The 24,054-nt window shown below is 41.9% G+C and carries 26 protein-coding genes; 24 read left to right on the forward strand and 2 right to left on the reverse strand.

Annotation, left to right across the window (positions count from 1 at the left end; all coding sequences use genetic code 11):
• Positions 1 to 76 precede the first annotated feature (76 nt).
• From IMPJCBKJ_RS14340 to IMPJCBKJ_RS14455, 24 genes are all read left to right on the forward strand, one after another.
• Positions 77 to 787: a beta-ketoacyl synthase chain length factor gene (locus IMPJCBKJ_RS14340; protein ID WP_166340781.1), complete on the forward strand. Its 711-nt coding sequence runs from the start codon at positions 77 to 79 to the stop codon at positions 785 to 787.
• A complete protein-coding gene (locus IMPJCBKJ_RS14345) occupies positions 777 to 1,562 on the forward strand; it encodes a lysophospholipid acyltransferase family protein (RefSeq protein ID WP_166340782.1) in 786 nt (261 codons plus the stop codon). The genes IMPJCBKJ_RS14340 and IMPJCBKJ_RS14345 overlap by 11 nt, the downstream gene beginning before the upstream one ends.
• Positions 1,559 to 1,816, forward strand: a complete 258-nt coding sequence (locus IMPJCBKJ_RS14350; RefSeq protein WP_166340783.1) for a phosphopantetheine-binding protein — start codon at positions 1,559 to 1,561, stop codon at positions 1,814 to 1,816. Before IMPJCBKJ_RS14345 ends, IMPJCBKJ_RS14350 begins: the two co-directional genes overlap by 4 nt.
• Before the next feature lie 25 nt (positions 1,817 to 1,841).
• Complete coding sequence (locus tag IMPJCBKJ_RS14355) at positions 1,842 to 2,087, forward strand: acyl carrier protein (RefSeq protein WP_054554554.1); 246 nt, start codon at positions 1,842 to 1,844, stop codon at positions 2,085 to 2,087.
• A 119-nt stretch (positions 2,088 to 2,206) separates the two neighbouring features.
• Positions 2,207 to 2,662, forward strand: coding sequence for a hypothetical protein (locus IMPJCBKJ_RS14360; RefSeq protein WP_240921045.1), 456 nt, complete (start codon positions 2,207 to 2,209; stop codon positions 2,660 to 2,662).
• Complete coding sequence (locus IMPJCBKJ_RS14365; protein WP_166340784.1) at positions 2,649 to 4,007, forward strand: class I adenylate-forming enzyme family protein; 1,359 nt, start codon at positions 2,649 to 2,651, stop codon at positions 4,005 to 4,007. Before IMPJCBKJ_RS14360 ends, IMPJCBKJ_RS14365 begins: the two co-directional genes overlap by 14 nt.
• Positions 3,991 to 4,344, forward strand: a complete 354-nt coding sequence (locus IMPJCBKJ_RS14370) for a thioester dehydrase (protein WP_119853021.1) — start codon at positions 3,991 to 3,993, stop codon at positions 4,342 to 4,344. Before IMPJCBKJ_RS14365 ends, IMPJCBKJ_RS14370 begins: the two co-directional genes overlap by 17 nt.
• Before the next feature lie 3 nt (positions 4,345 to 4,347).
• The gene (locus tag IMPJCBKJ_RS14375) at positions 4,348 to 5,085 is read left to right on the forward strand and encodes a glycosyltransferase family 2 protein (RefSeq protein WP_166340785.1); all 738 of its coding nucleotides are present in this window, start codon (positions 4,348 to 4,350) and stop codon (positions 5,083 to 5,085) included.
• Entirely contained in the window at positions 5,085 to 6,053 is a 969-nt protein-coding gene (locus IMPJCBKJ_RS14380; RefSeq protein WP_166340786.1) for an acyltransferase, read from the forward strand. The genes IMPJCBKJ_RS14375 and IMPJCBKJ_RS14380 overlap by 1 nt, the downstream gene beginning before the upstream one ends.
• 1 nt (position 6,054) lies before the next feature.
• Positions 6,055 to 7,599 carry an aromatic amino acid ammonia-lyase gene (locus IMPJCBKJ_RS14385; protein WP_300360405.1) on the forward strand — a complete coding sequence of 515 codons (1,545 nt, stop codon included), beginning with the start codon at positions 6,055 to 6,057 and terminating at the stop codon, positions 7,597 to 7,599.
• Entirely contained in the window at positions 7,592 to 8,017 is a 426-nt protein-coding gene (locus tag IMPJCBKJ_RS14390) for an acyl-CoA thioesterase (protein WP_063707680.1), read from the forward strand. The genes IMPJCBKJ_RS14385 and IMPJCBKJ_RS14390 overlap by 8 nt, the downstream gene beginning before the upstream one ends.
• The gene (locus IMPJCBKJ_RS14395) at positions 8,017 to 8,535 is read left to right on the forward strand and encodes an outer membrane lipoprotein carrier protein LolA (RefSeq protein ID WP_166340787.1); all 519 of its coding nucleotides are present in this window, start codon (positions 8,017 to 8,019) and stop codon (positions 8,533 to 8,535) included. The genes IMPJCBKJ_RS14390 and IMPJCBKJ_RS14395 overlap by 1 nt, the downstream gene beginning before the upstream one ends.
• The gene (locus tag IMPJCBKJ_RS14400; RefSeq protein ID WP_166340788.1) at positions 8,532 to 10,751 is read left to right on the forward strand and encodes a transporter; all 2,220 of its coding nucleotides are present in this window, start codon (positions 8,532 to 8,534) and stop codon (positions 10,749 to 10,751) included. The genes IMPJCBKJ_RS14395 and IMPJCBKJ_RS14400 overlap by 4 nt, the downstream gene beginning before the upstream one ends.
• 3 nt (positions 10,752 to 10,754) lie before the next feature.
• The gene (locus IMPJCBKJ_RS14405) at positions 10,755 to 11,996 is read left to right on the forward strand and encodes a tryptophan 7-halogenase (protein ID WP_166340789.1); all 1,242 of its coding nucleotides are present in this window, start codon (positions 10,755 to 10,757) and stop codon (positions 11,994 to 11,996) included.
• Positions 11,984 to 12,535: a DUF3261 domain-containing protein gene (locus IMPJCBKJ_RS14410; RefSeq protein ID WP_166340790.1), complete on the forward strand. Its 552-nt coding sequence runs from the start codon at positions 11,984 to 11,986 to the stop codon at positions 12,533 to 12,535. Before IMPJCBKJ_RS14405 ends, IMPJCBKJ_RS14410 begins: the two co-directional genes overlap by 13 nt.
• Before the next feature lie 2 nt (positions 12,536 to 12,537).
• Positions 12,538 to 13,701: a beta-ketoacyl-ACP synthase gene (locus tag IMPJCBKJ_RS14415; RefSeq protein ID WP_166340791.1), complete on the forward strand. Its 1,164-nt coding sequence runs from the start codon at positions 12,538 to 12,540 to the stop codon at positions 13,699 to 13,701.
• Positions 13,688 to 14,143: a hotdog family protein gene (locus tag IMPJCBKJ_RS14420; protein ID WP_054554542.1), complete on the forward strand. Its 456-nt coding sequence runs from the start codon at positions 13,688 to 13,690 to the stop codon at positions 14,141 to 14,143. The genes IMPJCBKJ_RS14415 and IMPJCBKJ_RS14420 overlap by 14 nt, the downstream gene beginning before the upstream one ends.
• Positions 14,140 to 14,865, forward strand: coding sequence for a 3-oxoacyl-ACP reductase FabG (gene fabG, locus IMPJCBKJ_RS14425; RefSeq protein WP_166340792.1), 726 nt, complete (start codon positions 14,140 to 14,142; stop codon positions 14,863 to 14,865). Before IMPJCBKJ_RS14420 ends, fabG begins: the two co-directional genes overlap by 4 nt.
• Positions 14,865 to 16,091, forward strand: coding sequence for a beta-ketoacyl-ACP synthase (locus IMPJCBKJ_RS14430; protein ID WP_138599446.1), 1,227 nt, complete (start codon positions 14,865 to 14,867; stop codon positions 16,089 to 16,091). Before fabG ends, IMPJCBKJ_RS14430 begins: the two co-directional genes overlap by 1 nt.
• Positions 16,088 to 16,918 (forward strand): MipA/OmpV family protein, encoded by an 831-nt coding sequence (locus IMPJCBKJ_RS14435; protein ID WP_166340793.1) that lies wholly within the window; start codon positions 16,088 to 16,090, stop codon positions 16,916 to 16,918. Before IMPJCBKJ_RS14430 ends, IMPJCBKJ_RS14435 begins: the two co-directional genes overlap by 4 nt.
• Positions 16,919 to 17,350 carry a hypothetical protein gene (locus IMPJCBKJ_RS14440; protein WP_054554538.1) on the forward strand — a complete coding sequence of 144 codons (432 nt, stop codon included), beginning with the start codon at positions 16,919 to 16,921 and terminating at the stop codon, positions 17,348 to 17,350. It begins immediately after the preceding gene.
• 67 nt (positions 17,351 to 17,417) lie between these two features.
• Positions 17,418 to 18,719, forward strand: a complete 1,302-nt coding sequence (locus IMPJCBKJ_RS14445; protein ID WP_138599447.1) for a DEAD/DEAH box helicase — start codon at positions 17,418 to 17,420, stop codon at positions 18,717 to 18,719.
• A gap of 220 nt (positions 18,720 to 18,939) precedes the next feature.
• Positions 18,940 to 21,186 carry a carbohydrate binding family 9 domain-containing protein gene (locus IMPJCBKJ_RS14450; RefSeq protein WP_166340794.1) on the forward strand — a complete coding sequence of 749 codons (2,247 nt, stop codon included), beginning with the start codon at positions 18,940 to 18,942 and terminating at the stop codon, positions 21,184 to 21,186.
• A gap of 25 nt (positions 21,187 to 21,211) precedes the next feature.
• Positions 21,212 to 21,718 carry an Sbal_3080 family lipoprotein gene (locus tag IMPJCBKJ_RS14455; RefSeq protein WP_138599449.1) on the forward strand — a complete coding sequence of 169 codons (507 nt, stop codon included), beginning with the start codon at positions 21,212 to 21,214 and terminating at the stop codon, positions 21,716 to 21,718.
• An 18-nt stretch (positions 21,719 to 21,736) separates the two neighbouring features.
• Here the strand turns inward: IMPJCBKJ_RS14455 and IMPJCBKJ_RS14460 are convergent, their stop codons facing one another.
• Together IMPJCBKJ_RS14460 and IMPJCBKJ_RS14465 are read right to left on the reverse strand one after the other, a co-directional pair.
• Positions 21,737 to 22,255: a protein tyrosine phosphatase family protein gene (locus IMPJCBKJ_RS14460; RefSeq protein ID WP_166340795.1), complete on the reverse strand. Its 519-nt coding sequence runs from the start codon at positions 22,253 to 22,255 to the stop codon at positions 21,737 to 21,739.
• 19 nt (positions 22,256 to 22,274) lie between these two features.
• Positions 22,275 to 24,011: an amidohydrolase gene (locus IMPJCBKJ_RS14465; protein WP_166340796.1), complete on the reverse strand. Its 1,737-nt coding sequence runs from the start codon at positions 24,009 to 24,011 to the stop codon at positions 22,275 to 22,277.
• Positions 24,012 to 24,054: the final 43 nt, after the last annotated feature.

A 24,054-nucleotide genomic window follows, 5' to 3' on the forward strand; every position in this document is an offset into this window, starting at 1 on the left:
TTAAGCACCATTATTTTACTTTTTTATGCCTTATGGGTAAAATTAGCAATCGTTTGGCGCTAAAAGAATAATATTTGTGAAATTTGTTGTTAATAATTTGTGTGTATGGGTTGCGCCCGAGCAACAAATTGCAGAATTAAGCCATCTTGATCACCCTGACCTTGATTTAAGCTGGGTTGCACCAATGCAGCGCCGCCGTCTAAGCCCGTTTATGAAAATGGCACTTCATACTATGCATCAAGCGCAAGGTGAGCATCAGCAGTTAGCCGTTAATTTTTCATCTCGTCATGGTGACTTACCCAAAACAGCGCAGCTATTGCATTCACTTGTTGAACAAGAACCGCTTTCTCCGACCGCATTTGGTTTGAGTGTACATAATGCTGCAACAGGCTTGTTCTCGATTATTGCAAAAAACAAAGCCCCGATGAATGCCATAGCAGGTGATCAAGACAGCATTATTTCAGCCATGATTGATGGTTTTGCACGTGTCCAGAGTGGTGTTGAGCAGCAAATTTTGGTTGCCCATGCCGAAAGTGTATTACCTGATGAATACTTACCATTTAGCGATGAGCAACAAATTGCTCATAGTGTGTCGTTCATATTATCCAAAGTTCAGGTAGACAAACCGTATTTTGAATTAACACAACTTCCTGAATCTGAACACTCTCAAAGTGACTCGTGCTTACCCTTGAGTCTACAGTTAGCAGCTGCTTTAGCAAGCAAAGGATCACAATCGCTGCTGACACATCAACAATCAGCTTGGATGCTACAGTACCATGGTGGCTAATTTATATAAAAAGCTGAACAAAATTTGGCGGATACTGGCAACCGGGTTTTGCTTTGCTGTTTTTGGGTTTGGCGGTATTTTACTTACCTTGTTAGTTTTACCTATTCAACGATTTTTGGAACCTTGTGAATTTAAACTTAAGCAGAAAGCCCGTTTAACTGTTCACTATAGTTTTAAATTCTTTGTTGCTTTAATGCATTACACCGGTGCTATCCATTTTTCTGTGCAAGATAAACAGAAATTTCATGATCTTAAGGGGCAGCTAGTGCTTGCCAATCACCCCTCATTAATTGATGTTGTAGTGCTGATATCTGTGATTAAAAATGCTGATTGCGTGGTCAAAGCACACTTATTTAAAAATCCATTTATGCGCGGCGTAATTAAAGGCACAGGTTATATTAGTAATGAAGATCCGCAAGAGTTACTGAATGAATGTGAAGCGTCACTCGCTGCTGGAAATAATCTGATTATCTTTCCTGAAGGCACCCGCACAACCCCTGGTGAACAGTTAAAATTTAAGCGTGGTGCGGCAAATATTGCTGCGCGTTGTAAAGCCCCAATTACTTCAGTGCTGATTAGTATGAAACCCAGTACTTTGACCAAAGGCACACCATGGTATTGCGTTGCCGCAACAAAAGCGCATTTTGAGATGCGCTTTGCCACTGACCGATTTACGTTTAACGATACATTTAATAATGAACAACCCGCTATGCAAGCACGACAATTAACCCGTGATTTGCAACATTACTTTTCAGAGGAACTCAGGCACCTATGACTGAACTAAAGAACCAAATAAAACAATTAATCATTAGCAGCTTAGATCTTGAAGATATTACCGTGGATGATATTGAAAATGACCAACCTTTGTTTGTTGATGGTTTAGGCCTAGATAGCATCGATGCGTTAGAGCTTGGCTTAGCCATTAAAAAAGAGTTTAACGTTAAAATTGACGCAAACTCAGAACAAACAAAAGCCCATTTTGCATCAGTAGATGCACTGGCAGAATTTATTAACCAACACCAATCATAATACAGACTTAGAAGTAGGAATAAGCATGAAAACCGCTGCTGACATTTACAACGTTTTACAGGGCATTTTAGTAGATGAATTTGAGATTGATGCTGATGATATCAGCCTAGATGCGCACCTGTATCAAGACCTAGATCTTGATAGCATTGATGCTGTTGATTTAGTTGTAAAACTACGCGAAATCACTGGCAAGAAAATTGAGCCAGATGCATTTAAACAAGTGCGTACTGTGCAAGATGTTGTAAATGAAGTAGAAAAACTCGTTTCATAAACATTACTATGCTCAAAGCGATAACCACAACACTGCTTTTAGTGTGCTTATCTTTATACCCATTTATTGTGTATTTTGGATTACAGCATATCTCAATAAGGCAAGTGAGCTTGGTACTGATGGTATTGTTAGGTCTAAGGCTTTTGCTGAGCAAAAAGCTGCTCACATCTATGCCATGGATAAAGCCAGCCTCTATTTTGGCTATTATCGCTTTAGCAACAACGCAGTTTTTTAACAATGATCTGGGCTTGAAACTTTACCCGGTCATTATAAATACAGTAATGGCCATAACCTTTGCTTATTCGCTGAAAAGTGGCCCAACAGTCATTGAGAGTTTTGCTCGAATTAAAGAGCCTGAGCTTGATGAAAAAGGGGTTAATTACACGCGCCAAGTTACTAAAGTATGGTGCGCGTTTTTTATTATTAATGGCAGTATTGCGTTATACACTAGCCTATTTACTTCGTTACAGACATGGACACTGTACAACGGACTAGTAGCCTATATTTTGATAGCTCTCTTGGGCCTTGTGGAATGGCTTGTTAGACAAAAGGTTAAAAATAATGGTATCGAGTAACCTGAAATTTCACCCAGATGCTGCATTTATTATTGCAGGGCAGCCAATAACACACACACAGTTTTTTGCTGATATTGCCGCTTATCAAAGTAAGCTTACGGCGCTTAAAGCTGGCAGTCATGTGGTATTATTCCACCCCGATACCTACCAATTTGCAGTTCGCTTATTTGCCTTAGCCTGTAGTGGTCATAATGTTATTCTTCCGCCTAATGGTCAGCACGAAACCTTAAGTTTATTGCTTGCTCAGTCTGCTTTTTTTGCAGGCGATGCGACCAATATCGATGATGATGTGCTATTTACCAACCTTGAACTCAGTCTGGGTCACACGCCTTTGCAAACTAACCGTTTACAATGGCCAACAAACACAGCGGTTATATTTTATACGTCAGGCTCATCAGGACAATCTAAACCGATAGTAAAACCGTGGCGGGTATTAAATCGAGAGCTTGCAGTACTTTCAATGTCATTTGACTTACCCAGCCAATTTACGTTTTTAGCAACTGTTTCGCATCAGCATATTTACGGTTTATTGTTTCGCTTACTTTGGCCGTTGGCGAAAGGCCATATAATTGATAGTGAACAAATTCAGTATCCTGAACATATTGCGCAAAGGCTAAAAAATATTCGTTATGCAGCGCTCGTTTCAAGCCCTGCGCAACTTGGTCGTTTATGCGCTGATAATGTGTTAATTCCTGAGCGCGACAAAATTAAATGGTTATTTTCCTCTGGCGGACCACTCAATAATGAGCATGCCGAAACTTTATTTAACCAGTTAGCTCGCCCAGCTACCCAAGTATTTGGCAGTACCGAAACCGGCGGTATTGCTTATCGACAAGTTACACAAGCCGCGGTTGATGTACCATGGCAGCCGTTTAATGGTAATTTTTTATCGCTGAATCATGAAGGGCGCTTGATGCTAGATTCTGCGATTTTAGAGCAATCAAATTTCCCTTTAGACGATAGAGCACTCGTTCATAAAAATGGTCAATTTAAACTGTTGGGCCGTATAGACAGAACGATAAAAATTGAAGAAAAACGTTTGAATCTAGATGAGCTTGAGAGTTATCTGCAAAGCCATGACTGGGTAAAAGAAGTTAAAGTGGTGGTTATTCCAGCTAAGCGCGTGCAAATTGGTGCGGTGGTTGTACTCAGTGATGAAGCTAATAAAGAGCTTGAAGAGCAGGGTAAACTGGCAATTAACCGCACATTACAAGCGCACCTCTCAAACCGCTTTGAACGTATTTGCTTACCACGCAAATGGCGCTATATCGATGCACTTCCTTTTAACAGTCAAGCTAAATTAAGTTTAAAAACATTGGAGCAGTATTTTGCCAAGTCTGAATAACGTGACCCCAGAGGTGGCCGTTTTATCACAAACAGAAACTAGCGTGAGTTTAGCGTTAACCATTGCGGCTGATTTAGATTATTTTCGCGGCCACTTTCCAGATGCACCAATTTTAGCAGGCGTAGTACAGCTGGATTGGGCAGTAAAATATGCTCAGCAATATTTGGGTTTTGGCAAACTAGTACAAGATTTAGAAGTGTTAAAGTTTCAGGTGGTAACAACCCCCGATATGACGGTAAACCTAACTCTTGAGCGCAATGCAAAAGGCAAGTGCCTGTTTAGCTATCACTCAGACAAAGGCCAACATGCATCCGGTCGAATAGTATTTTGTGATTAAGCCATGAACCAGTTTTGCATTGTTGTTCCTAATTACAATCACACCCATGCTATTGCTGCTGTACTCGATGAGCTAAAAGAGTTACAGCTGCCGATAATCATGGTCGATGATGGCAGTGACGCTGATGCCAAGCAAGTATTTACACAGCTTGACGCACAGTACGATTTTTTAACCTTGATAAGCCATGCTCAAAATCAAGGTAAGGGTGGGGCAGTTCAAACAGGGTTGATGGCTGCCTATCAGCAAGGGTTTAGCCATGCCATTCAGGTTGATGCTGACGGCCAGCATTCGTTAGCAGATATTAGTAAGTTGATTGAACTAAGTAATGCATCACCTAACAAGGTGATCAGTGGTTGCCCAATTTATGACAGCTCCGTGCCTAAGCACCGTTATTTAAGTCGTTACATCACCCATTTTTGGGTTTGGGTAGAAACACTCAGCTTTGATATTGTTGATTCAATGTGTGGTTTTCGGGTTTATCCCTTAGCAGCCGTTAAGCAATTAATGGCTAAGCAAGCGCTTGGCAAGCGCATGGACTTTGATATTGAAATTTTAGTCAGGCTTTATTGGCAAGGTGTTCAAGTCACGTTTTTGCCAACCCAGGTTATTTACCCTGAAAATGGTGTATCTCACTTTCGTGCCTTACACGATAACGTGGGAATTTCGTGGCTGCATACGCGTTTATTCTTTGGCATGTTGCTACGCTCACCTAAGCTGCTTTGGCGTAAGGTGGCAGGCTAATGGCTGTAAAACATTGGTCAAAAATGCAAGAACGTGGCAATCGCTTTGGCATGCAAATATTGCTCGTGTGCTATCGCGTATTTGGTCGTAAAGGCTTGTGGTTGGTGTTGTTTCCGGTGGTGTTTTATTTGTTTTTAACTGGCAAAACTGCCCGCCAAGCGTCTCATGCATTCTTAACCCAAGCGCGCAAGGTGAATGGCAATAGAAAAGCGGTTACTTGGCGCGATAGCTTTCGTCATTTTCGCTGCTTTGCAGACAGCGCTTTTGACAAAATAGATGCCTGGCTTGGGCGAATTCAGCAACATAATATTCTTTACACCAACGAAGCCCTTTTTAAACAACTTGATGAGCAACAGCAAGGAGCTATTTTTATCGGCTCGCACCTTGGCAACCTAGAGGTATGTAGGGCCCTTAGCCAACACCGAAACAGTAAAACGATTAATGTATTAGTGTTTACGCATCATGCGGTTGAGTTTAATAAATTACTGAAAAGTATTAATCCGGATGTTGCGGTAAACCTCATTCAAGTAACCGATCTTGGCCCAGACATAGCAATTATGCTCAAAGAGAAAGTAGAGCAGGGTGAAATTGTGGTGATTGTCGGTGACAGAACCAGTACCACCACCGCAGGAAGAGTTATTGAAGCGGACTTTTTAGGTAAGCCAGCCCCTTTTTCACAAGGGCCATTTATTTTAGCTGCACTGTTAGATTGCCCAGTGTTTCATCTGTTTTGTTTAAAAGATAAAAAGCAAAATGGCGAGACATGTTACCGCGTGATTTTTGAGAAATACGCCGACAAACTCGTTTTACCGCGTAAAACGAGGCAACAAACATTACAACAAATTGTTAGCGATTATGCGCAAAGGCTCAGTTTTTATGCTGCGGCCTATCCGTATCAATGGTTTAATTTTTATGATTTTTGGCAAAATGACGAGCAAGTGTCTCGTAGTCAAAACAAGGAGAACTAAGGTGTCAGAGCACTCGACTACCGTATTTGGCCAACAGCGTTTATCAATCGAAGATATTGTTCATATTGCATTAGAGCAAGGTGCTGTAGCGTTAACATCAGACCGTCAATTTGCGAATAAAATAGACAGCGCCGTCGCGTTTTTAGATAAGTTGCTTGAAGATGATGGCGTGATATATGGCGTTACCACAGGTTATGGCGACTCGGTAACCGTAAAAGTGCCACTTGATTTAGTTAATGAGTTACCACTGCATCTTACTCGATTTCATGGTTGTGGTCTTGGCGATGTGTTTAATCAAGCCCAAGGGCGCGCTATTTTAGCGACCCGTTTAACCTCGCTTTCGCAAGGGTATTCTGGCGTTAGCTGGGAGATGTTGAATTTATTACGTGACTTTTTAAATCACAATATCGTACCGGTGATCCCGCAAGAAGGCTCAGTGGGAGCCAGTGGTGATTTAACACCGCTTTCGTATGTAGCCGGTGCTATGGTTGGCGAGCGCGATGTGTATTACAAAGGCGAAATTAAAAACAGTCTAGAGGTGATGCACGAACTTGGCTTAAAGCCATTAAAGCTACGTCCGAAAGAAGGGCTGGCAGTTATGAATGGCACTGCCGTGATGACAGCTTTGGCATGCCTTGCTTATGATAGAGCTGATTATCTAGCTAAATTGACTAGCCGCATAACAGCCCTTGCAAGCCTTGCATTAAAAGGCAACAGTCATCACTTTGATGATATTTTGTTTTCAGTGAAGCCACATCCAGGGCAACAGCAAGTAGCTGCATGGATCCGTGGAGACTTAAACCATGTAGAACACCCGCGTAATGCTGACCGCTTACAAGATAGGTATTCAATTCGCTGTGCTCCACATGTGATTGGTGTGCTGCAAGATAGTTTGCCGTGGTTTAGGCAAATGATTGAAAATGAACTAAATTCGGCAAATGATAATCCAATCATCGATGGTGAAGGTGAGCACGTATTGCATGGTGGTCACTTCTATGGCGGTCATATTGCAATGGTTATGGATAGCATGAAAACCGCCGTTGCTAATTTAGCCGACTTAGCCGACAGACAAATCGCATCCTTAGTTGATACGCGCTATAACAATGGTTTACCTTCTAATCTATCGGCGAGTAATGATGAACGTCGTTACATTAACCATGGTTTTAAAGCGGTCCAAATTGGCGCCAGTGCATACACGGCCGAAGCATTAAAACTGACCATGCCAGCAAGTGTGTTTTCTCGTTCAACCGAGTGTCACAACCAAGATAAAGTGAGCATGGGAACCATCGCTGCTCGAGATTGCTTACGTATCTTACAGCTAACTGAGCAAGTGGTTGCAAGTACTTTGCTTGCGAGTATTCAAGGTTTGCGTTTACGTATTAATAGCGGTGAGCTTGAATTCGCTAGTTTAACCCCTGATGTACAAAGTATGTATCAAGACATTAGCGAGTTTTTCCCGCTGCTTGATGAAGACCGTCCTCTAGAGGCTGTTCTTCGTTTTACAGTTGACGCTATTCAAACAAAACGTTGGAGTTTATATGCATAGTCGTGGCTCGTTGCTGAGCACTCATGTTGAGATTGAAATTCCTTTTCATGATTGCGATCCAATGAATGTGGTATGGCATGGTAATTACCCGCGCTATTTAGAAGTCGCGCGCTGCGAATTACTGCGTTTGTTTGATTATGATTATGTGCAAATGCAAGAGTCTGGCTATGCATGGCCGATTATTGACATGCATATTAAGTACGTCGGCTCTGCATTGTTTACACAAAAAATCCGAGTTGATGCCTACTTAAAAGAATATGAAACACGATTACGTATTGATTACGTAATCACTGATTGTGCTACAGGTAAAAAGTTAACCAAAGCAACGACTATCCAAGTTGCGGTTGATATAGAGAATAAAGAAATGCAGTTTGTTTCGCCGCCTGTACTACATGAAAAACTTCAAAAGGTGATTTAATGCGATTAAGCGTGTTGTTACTGAGTGTGCTCGTTTTTTTTCCTGTGTTTGCATCAAGCGCAGTGACAGAGCAAGGCACATTCAGCCAAGAGAAGCATTTTAAAGGATTTAGTAAACCTTTTATATCAACAGGTTCGTTTGAACTTGCTGAAGATGGCCTCACTTGGCAGGTTGAATCTCCGGTTAAAAGCACGCTATTAATCAAGCAAGAGCAAGTATATACCCTTAACGCTCAAGGTGAGCCGCAGCTACAAAAAGGTGCAGAGCCTTACGTTAATTTACTGCAAGCGATTTTAAAGCATGATGAAGTTGCACTTGCTGAGCAATTTACGATGGCAGAGCATGCAGAGCCCGGTTGTCAGACTTTATTACCTAAAGATGACTTGCTAAAGCAGCTATTTAGTCAGTTCGAATTATGTGAAGCAGCAGAGCAAGTGAGCCGTGTGCGTCTTCAAGAAGCAAATGGGAACTTTACTGTATTACGCTTTGCTTATCCTAATAAAGAGCAAAAACAGTGAAAGCATGGGGCCTAACGCTCGCTTGGCTGAGCCTATTAGTTAGCGCCTTAGTGGTTGTTTTTATTCTAAAACAGCCTACGTTGAATAATGATATTTTGGCTTTGTTGCCAAAGTCAGAGCCGCGTTTACAGCAAGTCGAAGAACACTTTTTTGCGGCTAATAAACAGCAATTAAGCTTTTCTTTTCGTGGTGAGAATGCAGTAAAAGCTTATGATGATTTAGAACAGTGGCTTTCTAGCAAACATATTGAGCCTCGTTTTAAGTTACCAGAAATATCCCAGTTGGCAGCATTTTACGGTCAGTACGCTGGGCATTTAGTTTCCGAGGAATACAAGCAAGCGATTGACGATGCTAATCGCTTTCAACAGTATTACTTTAATCAGTTGAGTAAAGTCGCTGATCCTTTTGTTTCAAGTACTATCAACCAAGACCCAACACTTGCCACTGCGGGGTTCTTATCTGAGGCTATGGCACACATGCAGCGATTTGAGCTGCAAGATGGCCGAATTAACATTAACTATCAAGGTGATGAGTATTTAATGTTATTCGTGCAAAGTGCTGACAATGCCTTTTCAATAAATCAATCAATAGCTTTAAGCAATGAGATTGTTGCCTATATCGCTGAGCTTGAAGGCCGCTATCCAGATACACAAATTCGCTATGCCGGTGCTTTATTTCACACCGCAGCAAATGCGCAGCAAGCCAAATTTGAAATGACCTTGTTTGGTTCGGTGAGCTTGCTGGCGCTTATTGTGATGGTGGTCTGGGTGTTCCGCTCGATAAATGCATTGTGGTTGGCCTCTGTAACCGTGATAAGCGCCGCTATTGGCGGCACCATTGCGCTGATCAGTATTTTTAGTCAGGTGCATGTATTAACCATGGTGTTTGCCGTGACACTGATTGGTATTGCCATTGATTATGCATTTCATGGCATGCTTGATTTAACCGAGCAGCTGCAAGGTTTTAGTCAAGGGCTTAAGCTGGCACTGTTGTTGTCGTTACTAACCACCACACTCGGTTACGCGAGTTTGTTTTTCTCACCGGTGCAGTTACTAAGTCAAGTGGGCGTGTTCGTTGTTGCAGGGCTAGTTACAGCTTGGCTTTGCACCCGTATTTTATTGCCTTATTGGCAAGCTGGTTTAACCATAAACACTGCTGCGCGTCGATTAGCTAACTGCTTAAGTGGTTATTTAAAACGATTAGCGCATTATCGCGTCGCACTCAGCATGCTGATGCTAGTGTTATTGAGTGCTTTTGCTTTACTAAAACCCCCTGTGATTAATGATGATGTAAAGCTGTTAAATGCAAGTCCTGCTGATTTAATGCAAAACGAAGCGCTGCATATGTCTTTATTAGGTAAAGATAATGGTCAAATAATGATTTTATTTGCCGATAATGCGCAGCAATTATTAGTAGAACAAGAAACATTAAAAGCAACTATTCGCAGCCTTAATGGCCATGTTCTGATGCTTAGTGACTTAGTGCCTAGTAAACAATTACAACAGCAAAACTACGAGCAACTGCATTCGGCCCAGCAAGCGATGAGTGTGGTTAGCCAAATGACAGGGACGACCGTTGAGCTTTCAACATCAATGCTTGATTTAAACGCGGCACTTAATTCACCGTTAGCGCCGTTAATCGCTAACCAAGTGATCTCAAACAATACACTAACCGCAAGCTGGTTTATGGTAACGGGTGTAAATAAATCCGAGCTGATGGATTTAGCCAACGCTTACCCAGATTTAATTGTTTACGATAAAGTCGCGATGATAAGCGAAGGTTTAAGTCATTACTCAAATTCGTTACTGGTGACACTGGCCATTGCGATGACCTTTGCGTTATTACTCTTTAGCGTTAAATTTGGTTTTAAAACGGCGTGTAAACAAACGTTAGTACTTGTACTAACTACCGCGGCTGTACTGCTACTCTGCAGTGCGCTGCAATCTCAGCTATCGATTTTTAATTTGTTAGGCTGTTTATTGATATTAGCGTTGGCAATCGATTACTTGGTGTTTTATCAGGTCAATAATTTAAGCCCGAGCAATGTACTCGCAATTAGTTTGTCAGCGGCATCATCGATGTGGGTATTTGGCATGTTGGCTGTTTCGAAAACGCCGGCCATTTTCAGTTTCGGATTAACAGTATTAGTGGGGCTAATATGTATCTATATCTTTGCGCCGCTCAGTATTGCATTACCTAAAAATAAGGAAAAATAATAGGTGAATAATCAAGTTCAACAGGCTGATGTTGTTATTATTGGTGCGGGTCCTTCCGGTGCCGTGGCTGCCAGTTTATTGGTGAAAAAAGGTTGGCATGTGGTGGTGTTAGAGCAGCAAACCTTTCCGCGTTTTTCGATTGGTGAAAGTTTATTACCCCAGTGCATGAGCTTTTTAGCTGAAGCAGGCCTTGAGCAAGCGGTGCAAACACAGGCACAATCGCTTGGTTTTCAGTTTAAAAATGGTGCGGCGTTTCAGCGTCGTGGCAACCACACAACAATCGATTTTACCGAGAAATTTAGCGAAGGCCCTGGCACGACTTTTCAGGTAAAACGCGCTGACTTTGATAAGTGCTTAGCCGATGTTGCCATGCAACAGGGGGCTGAAATACGTTACCAACATAGCGTGTTAGCGTTCACCGATTGTGAGGATGGCGCTTTACTTGACGTTACGGATGAAAACCAACAAGGCTATCAAATTAAAGGGCGCTTTGTGCTTGATGCCAGTGGTTTTGGTAGGGTATTACCTCGCTTACTTGATTTAGAGTCAGCATCAAATTTCCCTGTACGTTGGGCTTTTTTCAGCCATTTTAAAGATAATATTAGCGATCCCCTGTTTGACCGCGAAAAAATCTTAATTAATGTTCATCCAGAGCATAAAGATATTTGGTATTGGCTGATCCCATTTAGTGATGGTACGGCAAGCATTGGTGTGGTCGGTAAACCAGAGCAACTTAATGATAAACAACCACTCGCTGGTTTAAATGAATTTATCGAACAAGATAGCTATTTAAGTGAGTTATTAGCCAATCGTGAAGCAATTGGTGAAGCGCGCGCTATCAAAGGCTATTCGGCTAATGTGTCGAGCTTGTATGGTGAGCATTTTGCACTACTTGGTAATGCTGGTGAGTTTTTAGATCCGGTGTTTTCATCTGGGGTGACGATTGCATTAAAATCGGCTTCATTGGTTGCTCCTTTAGTTGATAGCTACTTACGTGGTGAGCAAGTTGATTTCAAAAACGATTACAGTGAGCCTTTGCAACAAGGGGTTAATTGCTTTAGAACCTACGTCAGTGCTTGGTATGATGGCTCATTTCAGGACGTGATTTTTTACAGTGAGAAAAACCAACAAGTGCGCGAGATGATCAGTGCTATTCTCGCGGGTTATGCATGGGACTTACAAAACCCATTTGTAAAACAAAGCAACAAACGCTTAAATACGTTGGTTGAATTATGTCGCGACTAACACGCTCTTTGCTCTTAACTTTGAGCATATTAGTGGCAAGTTGTGCCAGTGAATTTGCAGTAAAAACGGGCGTTGATTTAGCGCCAAATGCAGGAATTTATTTGCTTGATCCACCGCCGTCATTAGTTGCCGATAATTGGCAGCAAGTGCTTGAAGTACGCCATGGCGATGAGCAGCATACATTACTAGCGCAACTGAGTTTAAACAGTGAAACGGGTATTAACTTGGCTGTTATGACGGCTCAAGGTATGCCAATTTTTCAGTTAGAAAAAGCGCCACTAGGGCCAATTAAAAGCGAAAAAATGCTTCCTATCAACGCGGTTGATCCTCGCTATATTCTTGCTGATATCATGCTTGTACACTGGCCAGTTACTGTGCTTAACTCGCAGCTTTATGGCTTGAACTTGGTTGAACAAGGCTCAACGCGACGCTTATATCAGGGTGAGCAGTTAATTAGTGAAATTCGCTATTTAGACGGTGCAACAGAACTTGTAAACTTTCAGCGAGATTACAAAATTAAATTTCAAAGGGTTAATTGATTATGCCATTTTGGCTTAACGACTTAGGTATTGTTAGTGCATTGGGGGTTGGTCATCAACAAACAATGCAAAGTATCAGCTTGCAACCTAAACAAACACTCACAGAGGTGACGTCGCTTGCATTTGAGCAGCGCCCAACCTTTGTGGGTTTGGTTAATGAACTGCCATTAACCGCATCAATGCGGTTTTATCAGCTAATCGATTTAGCGCTGGCGCAAATTGCTGACACATTGACAGGCATAAACATTCCGAGTAACCGTATTGCTGTGGTTATTGGTACCAGTACTGCTGCAATTCAAGAAGGTGAAAGAGGCCGAATTGCCCATGCAGCGAAGGGAAAGTGGCCAGAGGAATTTGATTATTACGACCAAGCACTCGTTGCACCCGCCAATTATATTGCCAAAAAACTCGCTGCGAAGGGGCCAAGTTACAGCATTTCAACTGCGTGTAGTTCAAGTGCCAAGGCGCTTATTAGTGCGCGCGCCTTACTCAGTGCCGATTTAGCCGATGTAGTAATTTGTGGTGGGGTAGATAGCTTGTGCCAACTCACTATTAATGGCTTTGATTCGTTATCGTCTATCAGCGATGAAATTTGTAAGCCGTTTAGTGACGACAGGTCAGGCATCAATATTGGAGAAGCCGCAGCGTTATTTGTTATGAGTAAAGAGCAGCATACAAAACAAAGTATTGCCTTTTTAGGTGGTGGTGAAAGCTCCGATGCCCACCATATTTCAGCACCGATTGCAGACGGTTCTGGTGCAATCGCAGCTATGACAATGGCGTTGCAAGACGCGAATTTAATGCCTTCAGATATCGACTACATTAATGCCCATGGAACAGCTACACCGCAAAATGATGCGATGGAATCTCTGGCAATCAGTGAGGTATTTGGAAAAAATACTAAAGTGAGCTCTTCTAAACATTTGACCGGCCATACTCTAGGTGCTGCAGGTGCCTTAGAAGCGGGCTTATGTTGGCTCTATTTGGCTTACCCAGAGTTTAATCAATTAGTATGTAATCAGGTGAAAAAAGACAGCTCTTTGGCTGAAATTGGTTTAATAACACAACCAGAAACGGCAGAAATTAACACTTGTTTATCAAATTCGTTTGCCTTTGGTGGCAATAATGTCAGTGTAGTACTAGGACATCTAAATGAATCACTATAAAATTGAGCAAGTCGTCCCTCATAGCGAACCAATGATATTGCTCAATCGCCTATCTAGTTACAGCGAAGAGTCAGGTTGCTGTGAAGTGGATATTAGTTCACAAAGCCCGTTTTATGACGAGAGCTTAAATGGGGTTGCCAGTTATATTGGCTGTGAATATATGGCGCAAACTATCGCAGCTTACGCGGGTGCGCTGGCAAAAGACAAAGGAAATGAAGTACAAATTGGTTTTTTAATTGGCACGCGCAAATATAAAACCTATGCACCGGTATTTAAAAACGAGCAAACGCTTAAAGTCTCGGTGACAAAATTATATCAAGAAGAATCAGGGTTAAGTGTATTTGAGTGTCAAATACACAGCGATGAAACATGCTTAGCAGAAGCAAAAATCAATGTGTTTCAACCACAAGACCCAATGCAGTTTATAAGAGAAAATCAATGACAAAACGTATTTTAGTCACCGGCTCAAGCCGTGGTATTGGCAAAGCAATCGCACTTAGATTAGCTAACGATGGCTTTGATATTGCTGTTCATTGTCGCAGTGGTGTGGCTGAAGCAGAGCAAACCTGTGAAGAAATCAGTGCGCTTGGTCGTCATGCAAGCCTATTGCAATTTGATGTTTGCGATAGAGAGCGTGCGAAACAACAAATTGAAGCTGATATTGCCGAGTACGGAGCGTATTATGGGGTGATCTGTAATGCTGGTATCACGAATGATATGGCGTTCCCTGCGATGCAAGGTGATGATTGGGATAAAGTGATCCGTACTGGCCTTGACGGTTTTTATAATGTAGTGCATCCAACGGTGATGCCAATGGTGCAAGGTCGTAAAGGTGGCCGGATTGTCACTATGGCGTCAGTGTCAGGGATTGCTGGTAATCGCGGGCAAGTTAACTACAGTGCCGCTAAAGCAGGCATTATTGGTGCAACCAAAGCGCTTTCGCTTGAACTTGCAAAGCGTAAGATCACCGTTAACTGCGTGGCACCAGGGTTAATCGAAACCGAAATGACAGACGATTTACCGGTTGATGAAATGCTAAAAATGATTCCATTAAAACGTATGGGTTCAGTTAATGAAGTAGCTGGCACTGTGTCGTTCTTGTGTTCCGATGACGCTGCGTATATCACCCGCCAAGTTATTTCTGTGAATGGCGGTATGGTGTAATGAAGCGCGTTGTTGTTACAGGCATGTCTGCTATCACAGCATTAGGTGATACCTGGGGCGAGTTTAAAACCGCTTTGCAAAAAGGTGAAAATGCTGTTCAGTACATGACTGATTGGGATGTGGCGCCAGAATTAAACACTCGACTAGCGGCACCTGTTACTCATTTTACTAAACCAAGCCATTATAAGCGTAAACAAGTTCGCTCAATGGGGCGTGTTGCTTTGATGTCGACGCGAACTACAGAGCTTGCTTTAGAAGAAGCTGGGCTATTAGACCACCCAAGTCTAACCGACGGTTCTACAGGGATTGCTTTTGGCTCATCAACGGGGTCAACGCCACCATTACTGGCTTTTGCAAAAATGATGGAAACCGGTGAAATGACGGGCGTAACGGCCACCAGTTACATACAGATGATGGCACATACGGCGCCTGTGAATGTGGGTGTCTTTTTTGGTTTAAAAGGCCGCGTGATCACCACCAGCTCTGCGTGTACATCGGGCTCGCAAGGTATTGGTTATGCCTACGAAGCGATTAAGTATGGCCGCCAAAAAGCCATGGTGGCTGGTGGTGCAGAAGAGTTATGCATCACAGAAGCCGCGGTATTTGACACCTTGTACGCGACCAGCACAAAAAATGATGCTGCGAAAAGCACGCCACGACCATTTGATCAAAATCGTGATGGTCTGGTTATTGGTGAAGGTGCAGGCACACTCATTTTAGAAGAGTATGAACATGCCCTAGCCCGTGGAGCGACCATTTATGCGGAGCTAGTTGGTTTTGGTTGTAACTCAGATGGTCAACATGTTACGCAACCTACCGCAGAAACAATGCAAGTGGCTATTGAAATGGCCCTTCATGATGCACAGCTTACTGCCGACCAAATTGGCTATGTGAATGCTCATGGTACGTCAACAGATCGAGGTGATATTGCGGAGTCTCTAGCGACTTTCAATGCCCTTGGCAAGAAACCTATTAGTTCATTAAAGAGTTATTTAGGCCATACTTTAGGAGCATGTGGCGCCATTGAGGCATGGGCAAGTATCAATATGATGAATGATGGTTGGTTTGCACCTACTATTAATTTAACAGATGTCGATGCTGAGTGTGCTGACCTAGATTATATCAAGGGCAATGGCCGTGAAATGCAAACAGATTACATTATGAGTAATAACTTTGCGTTTGGTGGTATCAATACCTCGTTAATTTTTAAAAAGTGGCAAGCATGATCAAGCGCTGCATCATAAGTATTTTATTTATTCTAACTTTTAATGCTTATGCTGCAGAAGATAGTGGAGAAAAGGGCACTGCAAAAATGGAGTTCGGTGCAGGCCTTTTTTATGCAGATATCCCGCATTATTTAGGTTCAGATGAAAGTGAGCAATACCTATTGCCTGTGCCTTATTTTCGTTATCAAAGCGATAAAATGGCCATAGACCGTAATAGTTTCACTGGCTTTTTGTGGCAGCAAGAAAATCTCCATTTAGATTTATCTGCAAGCGTAGGTCTTGCAGTTGATAGTGAAGACAACAAAGCCCGAGAAGGTATGGATGATCTAGATTGGGTGTTTGAATTAGGACCTTCACTTAATTACTACCTAATAGGTGAACCAAACGCTAAACAGCATTTGTATTTAAGCCTGTTTGCACGCAAAGCCATTGCGACAGATTTCTCTGGTATTGATGATATTGGCTGGCGTTATGGGCCAAGTGTGTATTATCGAGTGCCGATCATAGAAAAGGCGGATTCACAATTTTCATTAGCGTTTCGTGGCAATATCAACTTTGCTAGCGATAAATACCTTGATTACTACTATGGAGTGAGTGACTTACATAGCAATGAAACTCGCCAAGCATACTCAAGTCGTTCAGGTTTTTCTGGCGCTGATGTATCAATTGGGGTACATTTTGACACACCAAAGTATTGGTTAGGTGGTTTTGTTAAATATCATCACCTTGCTAACAGTCAACAAGATGCAAGCCCACTCGTGAAGCAAGATTATAATGTTTCGGTCGGTTTTGGCGTTGCATGGAAATTTTATAGAAGGAATTTTTAAATGAAGTTATTGACCCTTGCATGTGTTTTAGTAGCTTGTTTGTTTTCAGCAAACAGTTTTGCACGTGATGATTTACAAACACTACCTGTACAAGCATTACTTGAAACCACCAAAGCGAAACAAGCATTGTTAGATATTCCGCTGTATTTTGCTGATCAAAGTCATAACACGATTAAAACAACTTATGGTGAAGTGATCACCAACAAGAAAACCAATGCATTTAATAAAACTGACCGAGAGGCGTGTGAATGGGTAATGCTCAGTGCTTTAAAAGCATTACAAGAGCGTGCTGTTCGTGAAGGCATGAATGCAGTTGTAAATATTCAGTCGTATTACAAGAAGCGTGAGTTTGTTAGCCAAACAGAATATCAATGTGGTGCGGGTACGTTTATCGCTGGTGTGGCATTAAAAGGCACTTTAGTTAAGTTATAACTAACTAAAGTCATTTTTTTTCTGTATAATTTGCGACCCTTGATATGATGGCCGCAGGTTATACAGCATGAATTTTAAATCATTTAGTTTTTCTTCTGAGCTTTTACAGGCATTAGAAGAGCTTAATTTCGAAACGCTTACTCCCGTTCAACGTAGTGCAATTCCTGCAGTAAGAAAAGGCAAAGACGTACTTGTTAGTGCGCAAACAGGCACGGGTAAAACCGCTGCATTTGCTTTACCACTTATCCAAAAATTATCAGAATCAGCTGTTAGCGAAAATAATGCACCAAGTGCACTAGTGCTTGCACCTACTCGCGAGTTAGCAGAGCAAATTGCTAATAACTTTAAAGCGTTTGCAAAATACACCGAATTAAAAACAGTGTGCTTATTTGGTGGTATTAATCTAGCGGGTCAAGCTAACGATTTGAAAGCGGGTGTCGACATCGTGGTTGCAACGCCAGGGCGCTTACTTGATCATATTCGTTTAGGTAACATTAGCTTAGCTAATGTTAAGCATTTAGTGCTTGATGAAGCTGACCGTATGCTAGACATGGGCTTTATCAGCGATATGCAAACGGTTATTAATGGCTGTGATGAAGCGCGTCAAATCTTATTGTTCTCAGCCACTTTCCCTGCGGCAATTAAACAATTTGCGAGTAAAGTACTAAAGCAGCCTGAAATCATTCGTGTTGATCAAACAAACAGTACTGCAGAAACAGTGCAACATGTTGTGTATCCTGTAGAAGAGCGCCGTAAGCAAGAGCTTTTATCTGAATTGATAGGAAAGAAAAACTGGCAGCAAGTACTTGTTTTCGTAAACATGAAAGAAACTGCCGATGAGCTTGTAAAGGAGCTTAACCTTGACGGTATTCCAGCTGTTGTTTGTCATGGTGATAAAACCCAAGGTAACCGCCGCCGCGCTTTACGCGAATTTAAAGAAGGTAAAGTTCGCGTATTAGTCGCAACCGAAGTGGCTGCCCGTGGTATTGATATTGAAGGGTTACCACGTGTAATTAACATCGACTTACCTTGGCTTGCAGAAGACTACGTGCATCGTATCGGCCGTACAGGTCGTGCTGGTAAGCCGGGCCAAGCTATTTCGTTTGTGAGCCGTGAGGAAGAAAACACTTTATTCGATATCGAAAAGCTAATTGGACAGCGCATCAAGCGTGTTGTTTTACCAGGTTATGAAGTAAGCAGCCGTGAAGTACTGATTGATAAAATAGGTAAAAAGCCGTCGCATTTACGCCGTAGCCGTACAAATAAGGCTTCAGGTCAGGCAACGGGGGAAGCGCGTGCGAAGAATCGTTCACGTATCGCAAATGTTCGCAAATCTTTGAAAGGCAATAAATTAAGCCTTAAAAAGTAATGAATTTCGATAACAAACGATAAGAGCTTCTATAAAAAAGCCCCATTGCTGTTTGGCAATGGGGCTTTTTTGGCTCTGCTAATCGTACAAATGGAGTATTTTGTTAATTTTTATACAGTTAAATGCAAAATTAGATTAACAAATGTACCTTGATGAATTACAATCGCTTTGAAATCAGTCAAGTAGCGTTTCTAACGCGTTAGTGTCTAAATGGATGTTTATGCAGTACATAAAAAGAATAATAAATAAAATAATCGCCCCTACTTTTTTACTCAGTGTTGCTAGTGTGCCTTTTTCTGCTAATGCATTTGATAAGGCTGAGTTCTCCCTTGCCCATATTAAAGAGTCTATTAGCGTTGATGGTGTGATGGATGAGCCACACTGGCAATACGCCACTAAAGTGCCATTAAAATATCAGAACGAACCAACCGAAAAAGGCACACCGCTCGTGCAAACCGATGCTTACATGTACGAAGATGGCAAGTACTTGTATGTGGGTTTTATTGCAAAAGATAATGATCCTTCGCAAATTCGTGCCGCTCTTCGAGATCGCGACACACTTTGGCAAGACGACAATGTTGCCTTGATGATTGATACTTTTAATGATGAACGAACTGGCTATGAGTTTTATGTAAATCCATTGGGTGCGCAAGGTGATATGCGCATGACAGATATTGATGATTGGGTGGAAGACCCATCATGGGATGCTATTTGGGATAGCGCAGGGCAAATAACAGAGGACGGCTATGTTGTTGAAATGCGTATTCCATTCACTGCACTTCGCTTTCCAAAAGACCAGGCCGAATTAACGTGGAGTTTTGCAGTATGGCGAAATTACCCGCGTGATGTGTATTATCAAATGTCGAACGTTGGTTTTGACCGAGATGTAAAATGTAGCTTTTGTCAGTTTGATAAACTCACAGGTTTTGCCAACATGACAGAAAGCCAAAATATTCAGCTTACACCCACTTTAACTGCGCTTCGTCATGATAGCAAAGACACAGTGCCGGGTGATTGGCAAAATGGCGATATTGATACTGAAGCAGGCTTAGACTTACGTTGGGGTGTGACGCAAGATGCGGTTATTAATGCCACCATTAACCCTGACTTTTCGCAAGTCGAGGCAGATTCACTTGAACTTGATGTAAATACTACTTACTCAATTTATTATGCTGAAAAGCGTCCATTCTTTTTAGATGGTGCGTCTTATTTTAATACCAGCCAACTAGAGCTTTTATATACGCGAATGATTGCTGAACCTGATGTAGGTTTAAAATTAACAGGTAAAACCGGCGCGCACAGCTATGGCTTTATGTACGCTGATGATCAGAATACCAGTGTTTTACTTCCGACAAATCAAGGATCGGGCTTTGCTAATCTGGCAGATAAAACGCAAGCAGTAGCGGGGCGTTATCAATTTGATATTGGCCAAAAAGGCACAATTGGTGTGATGAGCACTCACCGTGAAAATGATGATTACCATAATACCGTGTTATCTTTAGATGGCAGCTACTGGTTTAACCAATCAGATAGTTTGCAGTATCAAGTTGCAAGCACAGATACCACTAATTCAGAATTTTTAGTTGATTATTATGGCGTTGATAAGAATCAATCCGATCAAGCTTATGCTATTGAATTTACTAGAACTAAGCGTGATTACGAAGTCTACGCTAATTACGAAAATATAGGTAAAGAATACCGCTCTGATTTAGGCTACCAAGCTAAAGTTGATTATGAACAAGTACAATTAGGTGGTGGGCAAACTTGGTATCGTGATGCTGATGATGCAATCACAGAGTACAGCTACAATGTTGAGTGGGATAAAACGTGGGCACAAAATGGCGACTTACTCGAAGAAGAATACGATGGCTTTATTACTTTTAAAGGTAAGATGCAGTCGCAAACAGAAATTGGCTTTATTCATCGTAATGAGTTTTATGCCGGCGAGTTCTTTAATCAAAATATAGGCTATATCTACGGTGGTTTTAGACCTATTCGTGATGTGCGATTCTTATTGTATGCTCAATATGGCAGCAAAATTGATTACAGTAATGCAGCTTTAGGTACCATGGTTCGTATTGAACCTGAGATGACATGGGATATTAACGATCATTGGCAGGTTCAACTAGAGCACAGTTACAGCTATCTAGATAACGAACAAAATGATCGTGTTTATACTGCAAATTTAACTGATTTACGTGTTTATTATAAATTTAATATGCGCTCAATGCTAAAACTCGTTTTGCAGTTTGAAGATGTCGATCGAAACAACGAAGCTTATCGATTTGATGTCAGTCAAACTAACCGCGATTATGGCAGTCAGCTGGTGTATTCATACAAAATTAACTCTCAGACGCTGTTTTACTTAGGTTATTCAGACAAAGGATATCAAGACGACTCTTTGAAAAGTCTTGAGCGTGACGAGCGTACCTTCTTCACTAAACTAAGCTATGCATGGCAGCTCTAAGTAATTATAAAAAAGGAAAGTCATAATGAAATATTTAAAAATGTCAGCTGTTGCTGCTGCGGTAACTATCCTTGCTGGATGTGCGGCGAAACAAGATGTAAGTCGTTTTGAAGCGGAAAAACCAAAAACTGTGTGTATTGCAGAGCATCAAGCAGTTAAAGAAGGTGTTGTAACATCATTGCAAACAGGTTTTGCAAAACATAACGTGCAAACACGCGTGATACCGGCTAACTATGTTATGAAACACCAAGCGTATCAAACAGACATCTCAACTGCTAACACAGACGGTTGTGATGCAATTGCATTTTATGTTGCGAACTGGCATTGGGATTTAGCTCTTTATATGGCCTATGCCAATATCTGGGTCACTAATGTTGACCAATCTAAAACAATTGCGCAAGCAAGCTATCGAACGGGTGGTGGTTTGGATAAATTTATTGATGCAAACGATAAAATTATCGAATTAGTGGATTCAATGTTCCAGCAAGTTGAAGCCAAGAAACAACAAGAGAGTCAGAAAAAAGCAATATAAACTAATATGTTGGTCAGCTTATGGCTGACCAACCTCTTCGTTAACTTTGCTTCTTACCACCCCTTCAAGGCTTTTTAAGCCCCATTGTTTACCAATCTCAACAGCTTCATCAATTGGCTTTTTCAAGGTTACCGCATTGTATAGCGCAACGAGAGCACCGACACGGTTGCTGCTCGCGCAGTGAAGTAAGGTGGTTTGTTGTTGGTGCTCATTGAGTAAGGCCTGAAGTTTCGTAGCATTTTCAATGGTAATATCAGCTTTAGATTGCACAGGAATATGGTAATAGTTCATACCAAGCTCAGTGACTAGCTCTTGCTCAGACCAATTCGTTTCGTTATCACCGCGAAGGTTGATGATGTTCTGAACACCAAGTTGCTTTAACTTGGCAAAATCAGTTTGACTTGGCTGCCCTGAAGTTAGCACATTCTCAGACTGCGCCTTAAGATTTAAAATATCCAGTTTTGTAGTAACGGTTTGTGCTGCAAATGCAGAAAAAGACAGCAGCGCAGCACAGGCTAATTGTATGAACTTATTCATGTTACTCCTTGAAAAGTATTTAATTTTTGCTGTAGACGGTTTCACCACGACTAATGGTTTCTAACACTTGTAAGTTATGTAGCTCTACAGGCTTTATCTTTAGCGGATTCTTATCAAGAATTATCAAGTCTGCTTGCATCCCTTGTTTTAATTGCCCTTTAGAGTTTTCTTCAAAGTGTTGATACGCAGGCCATGTGGTCATTGCTTGTAGTGCAGTATACACAGAAACACGTTGCTCTGGCCCTAATACTTGATCTGTACGGGTTGTGCGGTTAACCGTTGCATCTAATACACGTAGTGCATCAGGTAGGGCGACTGGTGCATCATGATGGGTGCTAAACATTAATCCTTGTTTGCGAACAGCTTGAGTGGGTGAAATAAAATCGGCACGGGGGTGACCTAGCACTGAATTTACATGCCAGTCGCCCCAATAAAACGTATGCATTGGGAAGAGCGATGGAAATATGCCTAATTCTTTAAGACGATTTACCTGATCTTGACGAATTGTTTGACCATGAATGAGTACTGGGCGGCGATCTTTTTTGCCGAGCTTGTTATTGGCACTTTCAACGGCATTTAAAAACTGCTCAATGGCGGCATCACCATTTGCATGCGTCATTACCTGCCAGTCATTGGCAAAGGCCGTTTCAATATACTGATAAGCTTGCTCATTATTAAAAGTAGGGTAGCCTGCATAACCTTGCTCTTGGCCTTCGGGGGCTTTTAAGTATGGCTGAGATAACCAAGCGGTTTTACCTTGCGGTGAGCCATCAAAGTTAAGTTTTACACCCCCGATGCGAAAATGATTTGTGTAGGTGTTACTGTTATAGGCTGAGTCCATAAAACTGCTGCTGGTGGCCATATCGGCATAGGCAACTATATCAATCACGAATTTATCTGCCTTTGATGCTCTTACCATCGAGTCATAAGCTTCTTGGGTAGCACGTCCTTCTTGGGCCGTTGTGTAGCCGTATTTTGTATAGAGTTTTTGCCCTTCTTGCAGCATTAAATCTTGTAAATCAGGATCAACAGATTTCATCAGTTTAAACAGTAATCCAAAGTGCGCGTTTTCTTCAAGCACCCCATTGGGCTCTTGTGAGTTTGTCATGCGACGAATTATCCCGCCATCAGGATTTTCTGTGTTTTCATCGAAGCCAGCCATGGCTAACGCTTTAGTGTTTGCCACACTTAAGTGCCCTGAGGTATGAATGATGATCACAGGCTTTTCAGTGGTAACTCGGTCTAAGTCCATTTTTGTAGGGTATCTATCAAGCTCAGCATCATCGTACCCAAATCCTAAGATAGCGCCGGTTTTTTCAATAAAAGTGGTGTAATCAGGGTTGTTCTGTGCAGCTGTGAGAATATTAACGATTTGCTCAACGCTGTTAGCATCACCATCTGGACTAGGTAATACATTGGCTACCATGGCTTGTAAGCCTACCGCGTACACATGACTGTGGCCATCTACAAAGCCAGGCATTAGGGTCTTGCCTTGTAAATCAATCAGCTTCGTTTTACCAAACTTATGCTCAAGGGCTTTAGTTTTATCACCCACAAAGATAATTTTGTCGCCTTGCGTTGCGATTGCTTGCGCATACTCTGGTTCATCGCCAGTCATTGTAAGAATATCACCACCATAATAAATGGTATCTGCTGCACTCACTTGCAGTGGAAGCGCTTCAGCTGTTTGTTCAGAGGTTTTATCGCAAGCCGTTAAGGCAAGCAATGAACATGCAATTGCGAGGTGATGTTTCATATAATCTTCCTTGAATTCTAAGTATTTCTAATAATATAGTCTG

The organism is Pseudoalteromonas sp. MB47, from assembly GCF_011319765.1.
Classification (GTDB): Bacteria; Pseudomonadota; Gammaproteobacteria; order Enterobacterales; family Alteromonadaceae; genus Pseudoalteromonas; species Pseudoalteromonas simplex.

Excerpts from the sequence above, each read along its gene's own strand:
- IMPJCBKJ_RS14345 (WP_166340782.1), top strand. The coding sequence starts at position 777 with ATGGTGGCTAATTTATATAAAAAGCTGAACAAAATTTGGCGGATACTG.
- IMPJCBKJ_RS14350 (WP_166340783.1), top strand. The coding sequence starts at position 1,559 with ATGACTGAACTAAAGAACCAAATAAAACAATTAATCATTAGCAGCTTA.
- IMPJCBKJ_RS14355 (WP_054554554.1), top strand. The coding sequence starts at position 1,842 with ATGAAAACCGCTGCTGACATTTACAACGTTTTACAGGGCATTTTAGTA.
- IMPJCBKJ_RS14360 (WP_240921045.1), top strand. The coding sequence starts at position 2,207 with ATGGTATTGTTAGGTCTAAGGCTTTTGCTGAGCAAAAAGCTGCTCACA.
- IMPJCBKJ_RS14365 (WP_166340784.1), top strand. The coding sequence starts at position 2,649 with ATGGTATCGAGTAACCTGAAATTTCACCCAGATGCTGCATTTATTATT.
- IMPJCBKJ_RS14375 (WP_166340785.1), top strand. The coding sequence starts at position 4,348 with ATGAACCAGTTTTGCATTGTTGTTCCTAATTACAATCACACCCATGCT.
- IMPJCBKJ_RS14380 (WP_166340786.1), top strand. The coding sequence starts at position 5,085 with ATGGCTGTAAAACATTGGTCAAAAATGCAAGAACGTGGCAATCGCTTT.
- IMPJCBKJ_RS14390 (WP_063707680.1), top strand. The coding sequence starts at position 7,592 with ATGCATAGTCGTGGCTCGTTGCTGAGCACTCATGTTGAGATTGAAATT.
- IMPJCBKJ_RS14395 (WP_166340787.1), top strand. The coding sequence starts at position 8,017 with ATGCGATTAAGCGTGTTGTTACTGAGTGTGCTCGTTTTTTTTCCTGTG.
- IMPJCBKJ_RS14410 (WP_166340790.1), top strand. The coding sequence starts at position 11,984 with ATGTCGCGACTAACACGCTCTTTGCTCTTAACTTTGAGCATATTAGTG.
- IMPJCBKJ_RS14415 (WP_166340791.1), top strand. The coding sequence starts at position 12,538 with ATGCCATTTTGGCTTAACGACTTAGGTATTGTTAGTGCATTGGGGGTT.
- IMPJCBKJ_RS14420 (WP_054554542.1), top strand. The coding sequence starts at position 13,688 with ATGAATCACTATAAAATTGAGCAAGTCGTCCCTCATAGCGAACCAATG.
- fabG (WP_166340792.1), top strand. The coding sequence starts at position 14,140 with ATGACAAAACGTATTTTAGTCACCGGCTCAAGCCGTGGTATTGGCAAA.
- IMPJCBKJ_RS14430 (WP_138599446.1), top strand. The coding sequence starts at position 14,865 with ATGAAGCGCGTTGTTGTTACAGGCATGTCTGCTATCACAGCATTAGGT.
- IMPJCBKJ_RS14435 (WP_166340793.1), top strand. The coding sequence starts at position 16,088 with ATGATCAAGCGCTGCATCATAAGTATTTTATTTATTCTAACTTTTAAT.
- IMPJCBKJ_RS14440 (WP_054554538.1), top strand. The coding sequence starts at position 16,919 with ATGAAGTTATTGACCCTTGCATGTGTTTTAGTAGCTTGTTTGTTTTCA.
- IMPJCBKJ_RS14445 (WP_138599447.1), top strand. The coding sequence starts at position 17,418 with ATGAATTTTAAATCATTTAGTTTTTCTTCTGAGCTTTTACAGGCATTA.
- IMPJCBKJ_RS14450 (WP_166340794.1), top strand. The coding sequence starts at position 18,940 with ATGCAGTACATAAAAAGAATAATAAATAAAATAATCGCCCCTACTTTT.
- IMPJCBKJ_RS14455 (WP_138599449.1), top strand. The coding sequence starts at position 21,212 with ATGAAATATTTAAAAATGTCAGCTGTTGCTGCTGCGGTAACTATCCTT.
- IMPJCBKJ_RS14460 (WP_166340795.1), bottom strand. The coding sequence starts at position 22,255 with ATGAATAAGTTCATACAATTAGCCTGTGCTGCGCTGCTGTCTTTTTCT.
- IMPJCBKJ_RS14465 (WP_166340796.1), bottom strand. The coding sequence starts at position 24,011 with ATGAAACATCACCTCGCAATTGCATGTTCATTGCTTGCCTTAACGGCT.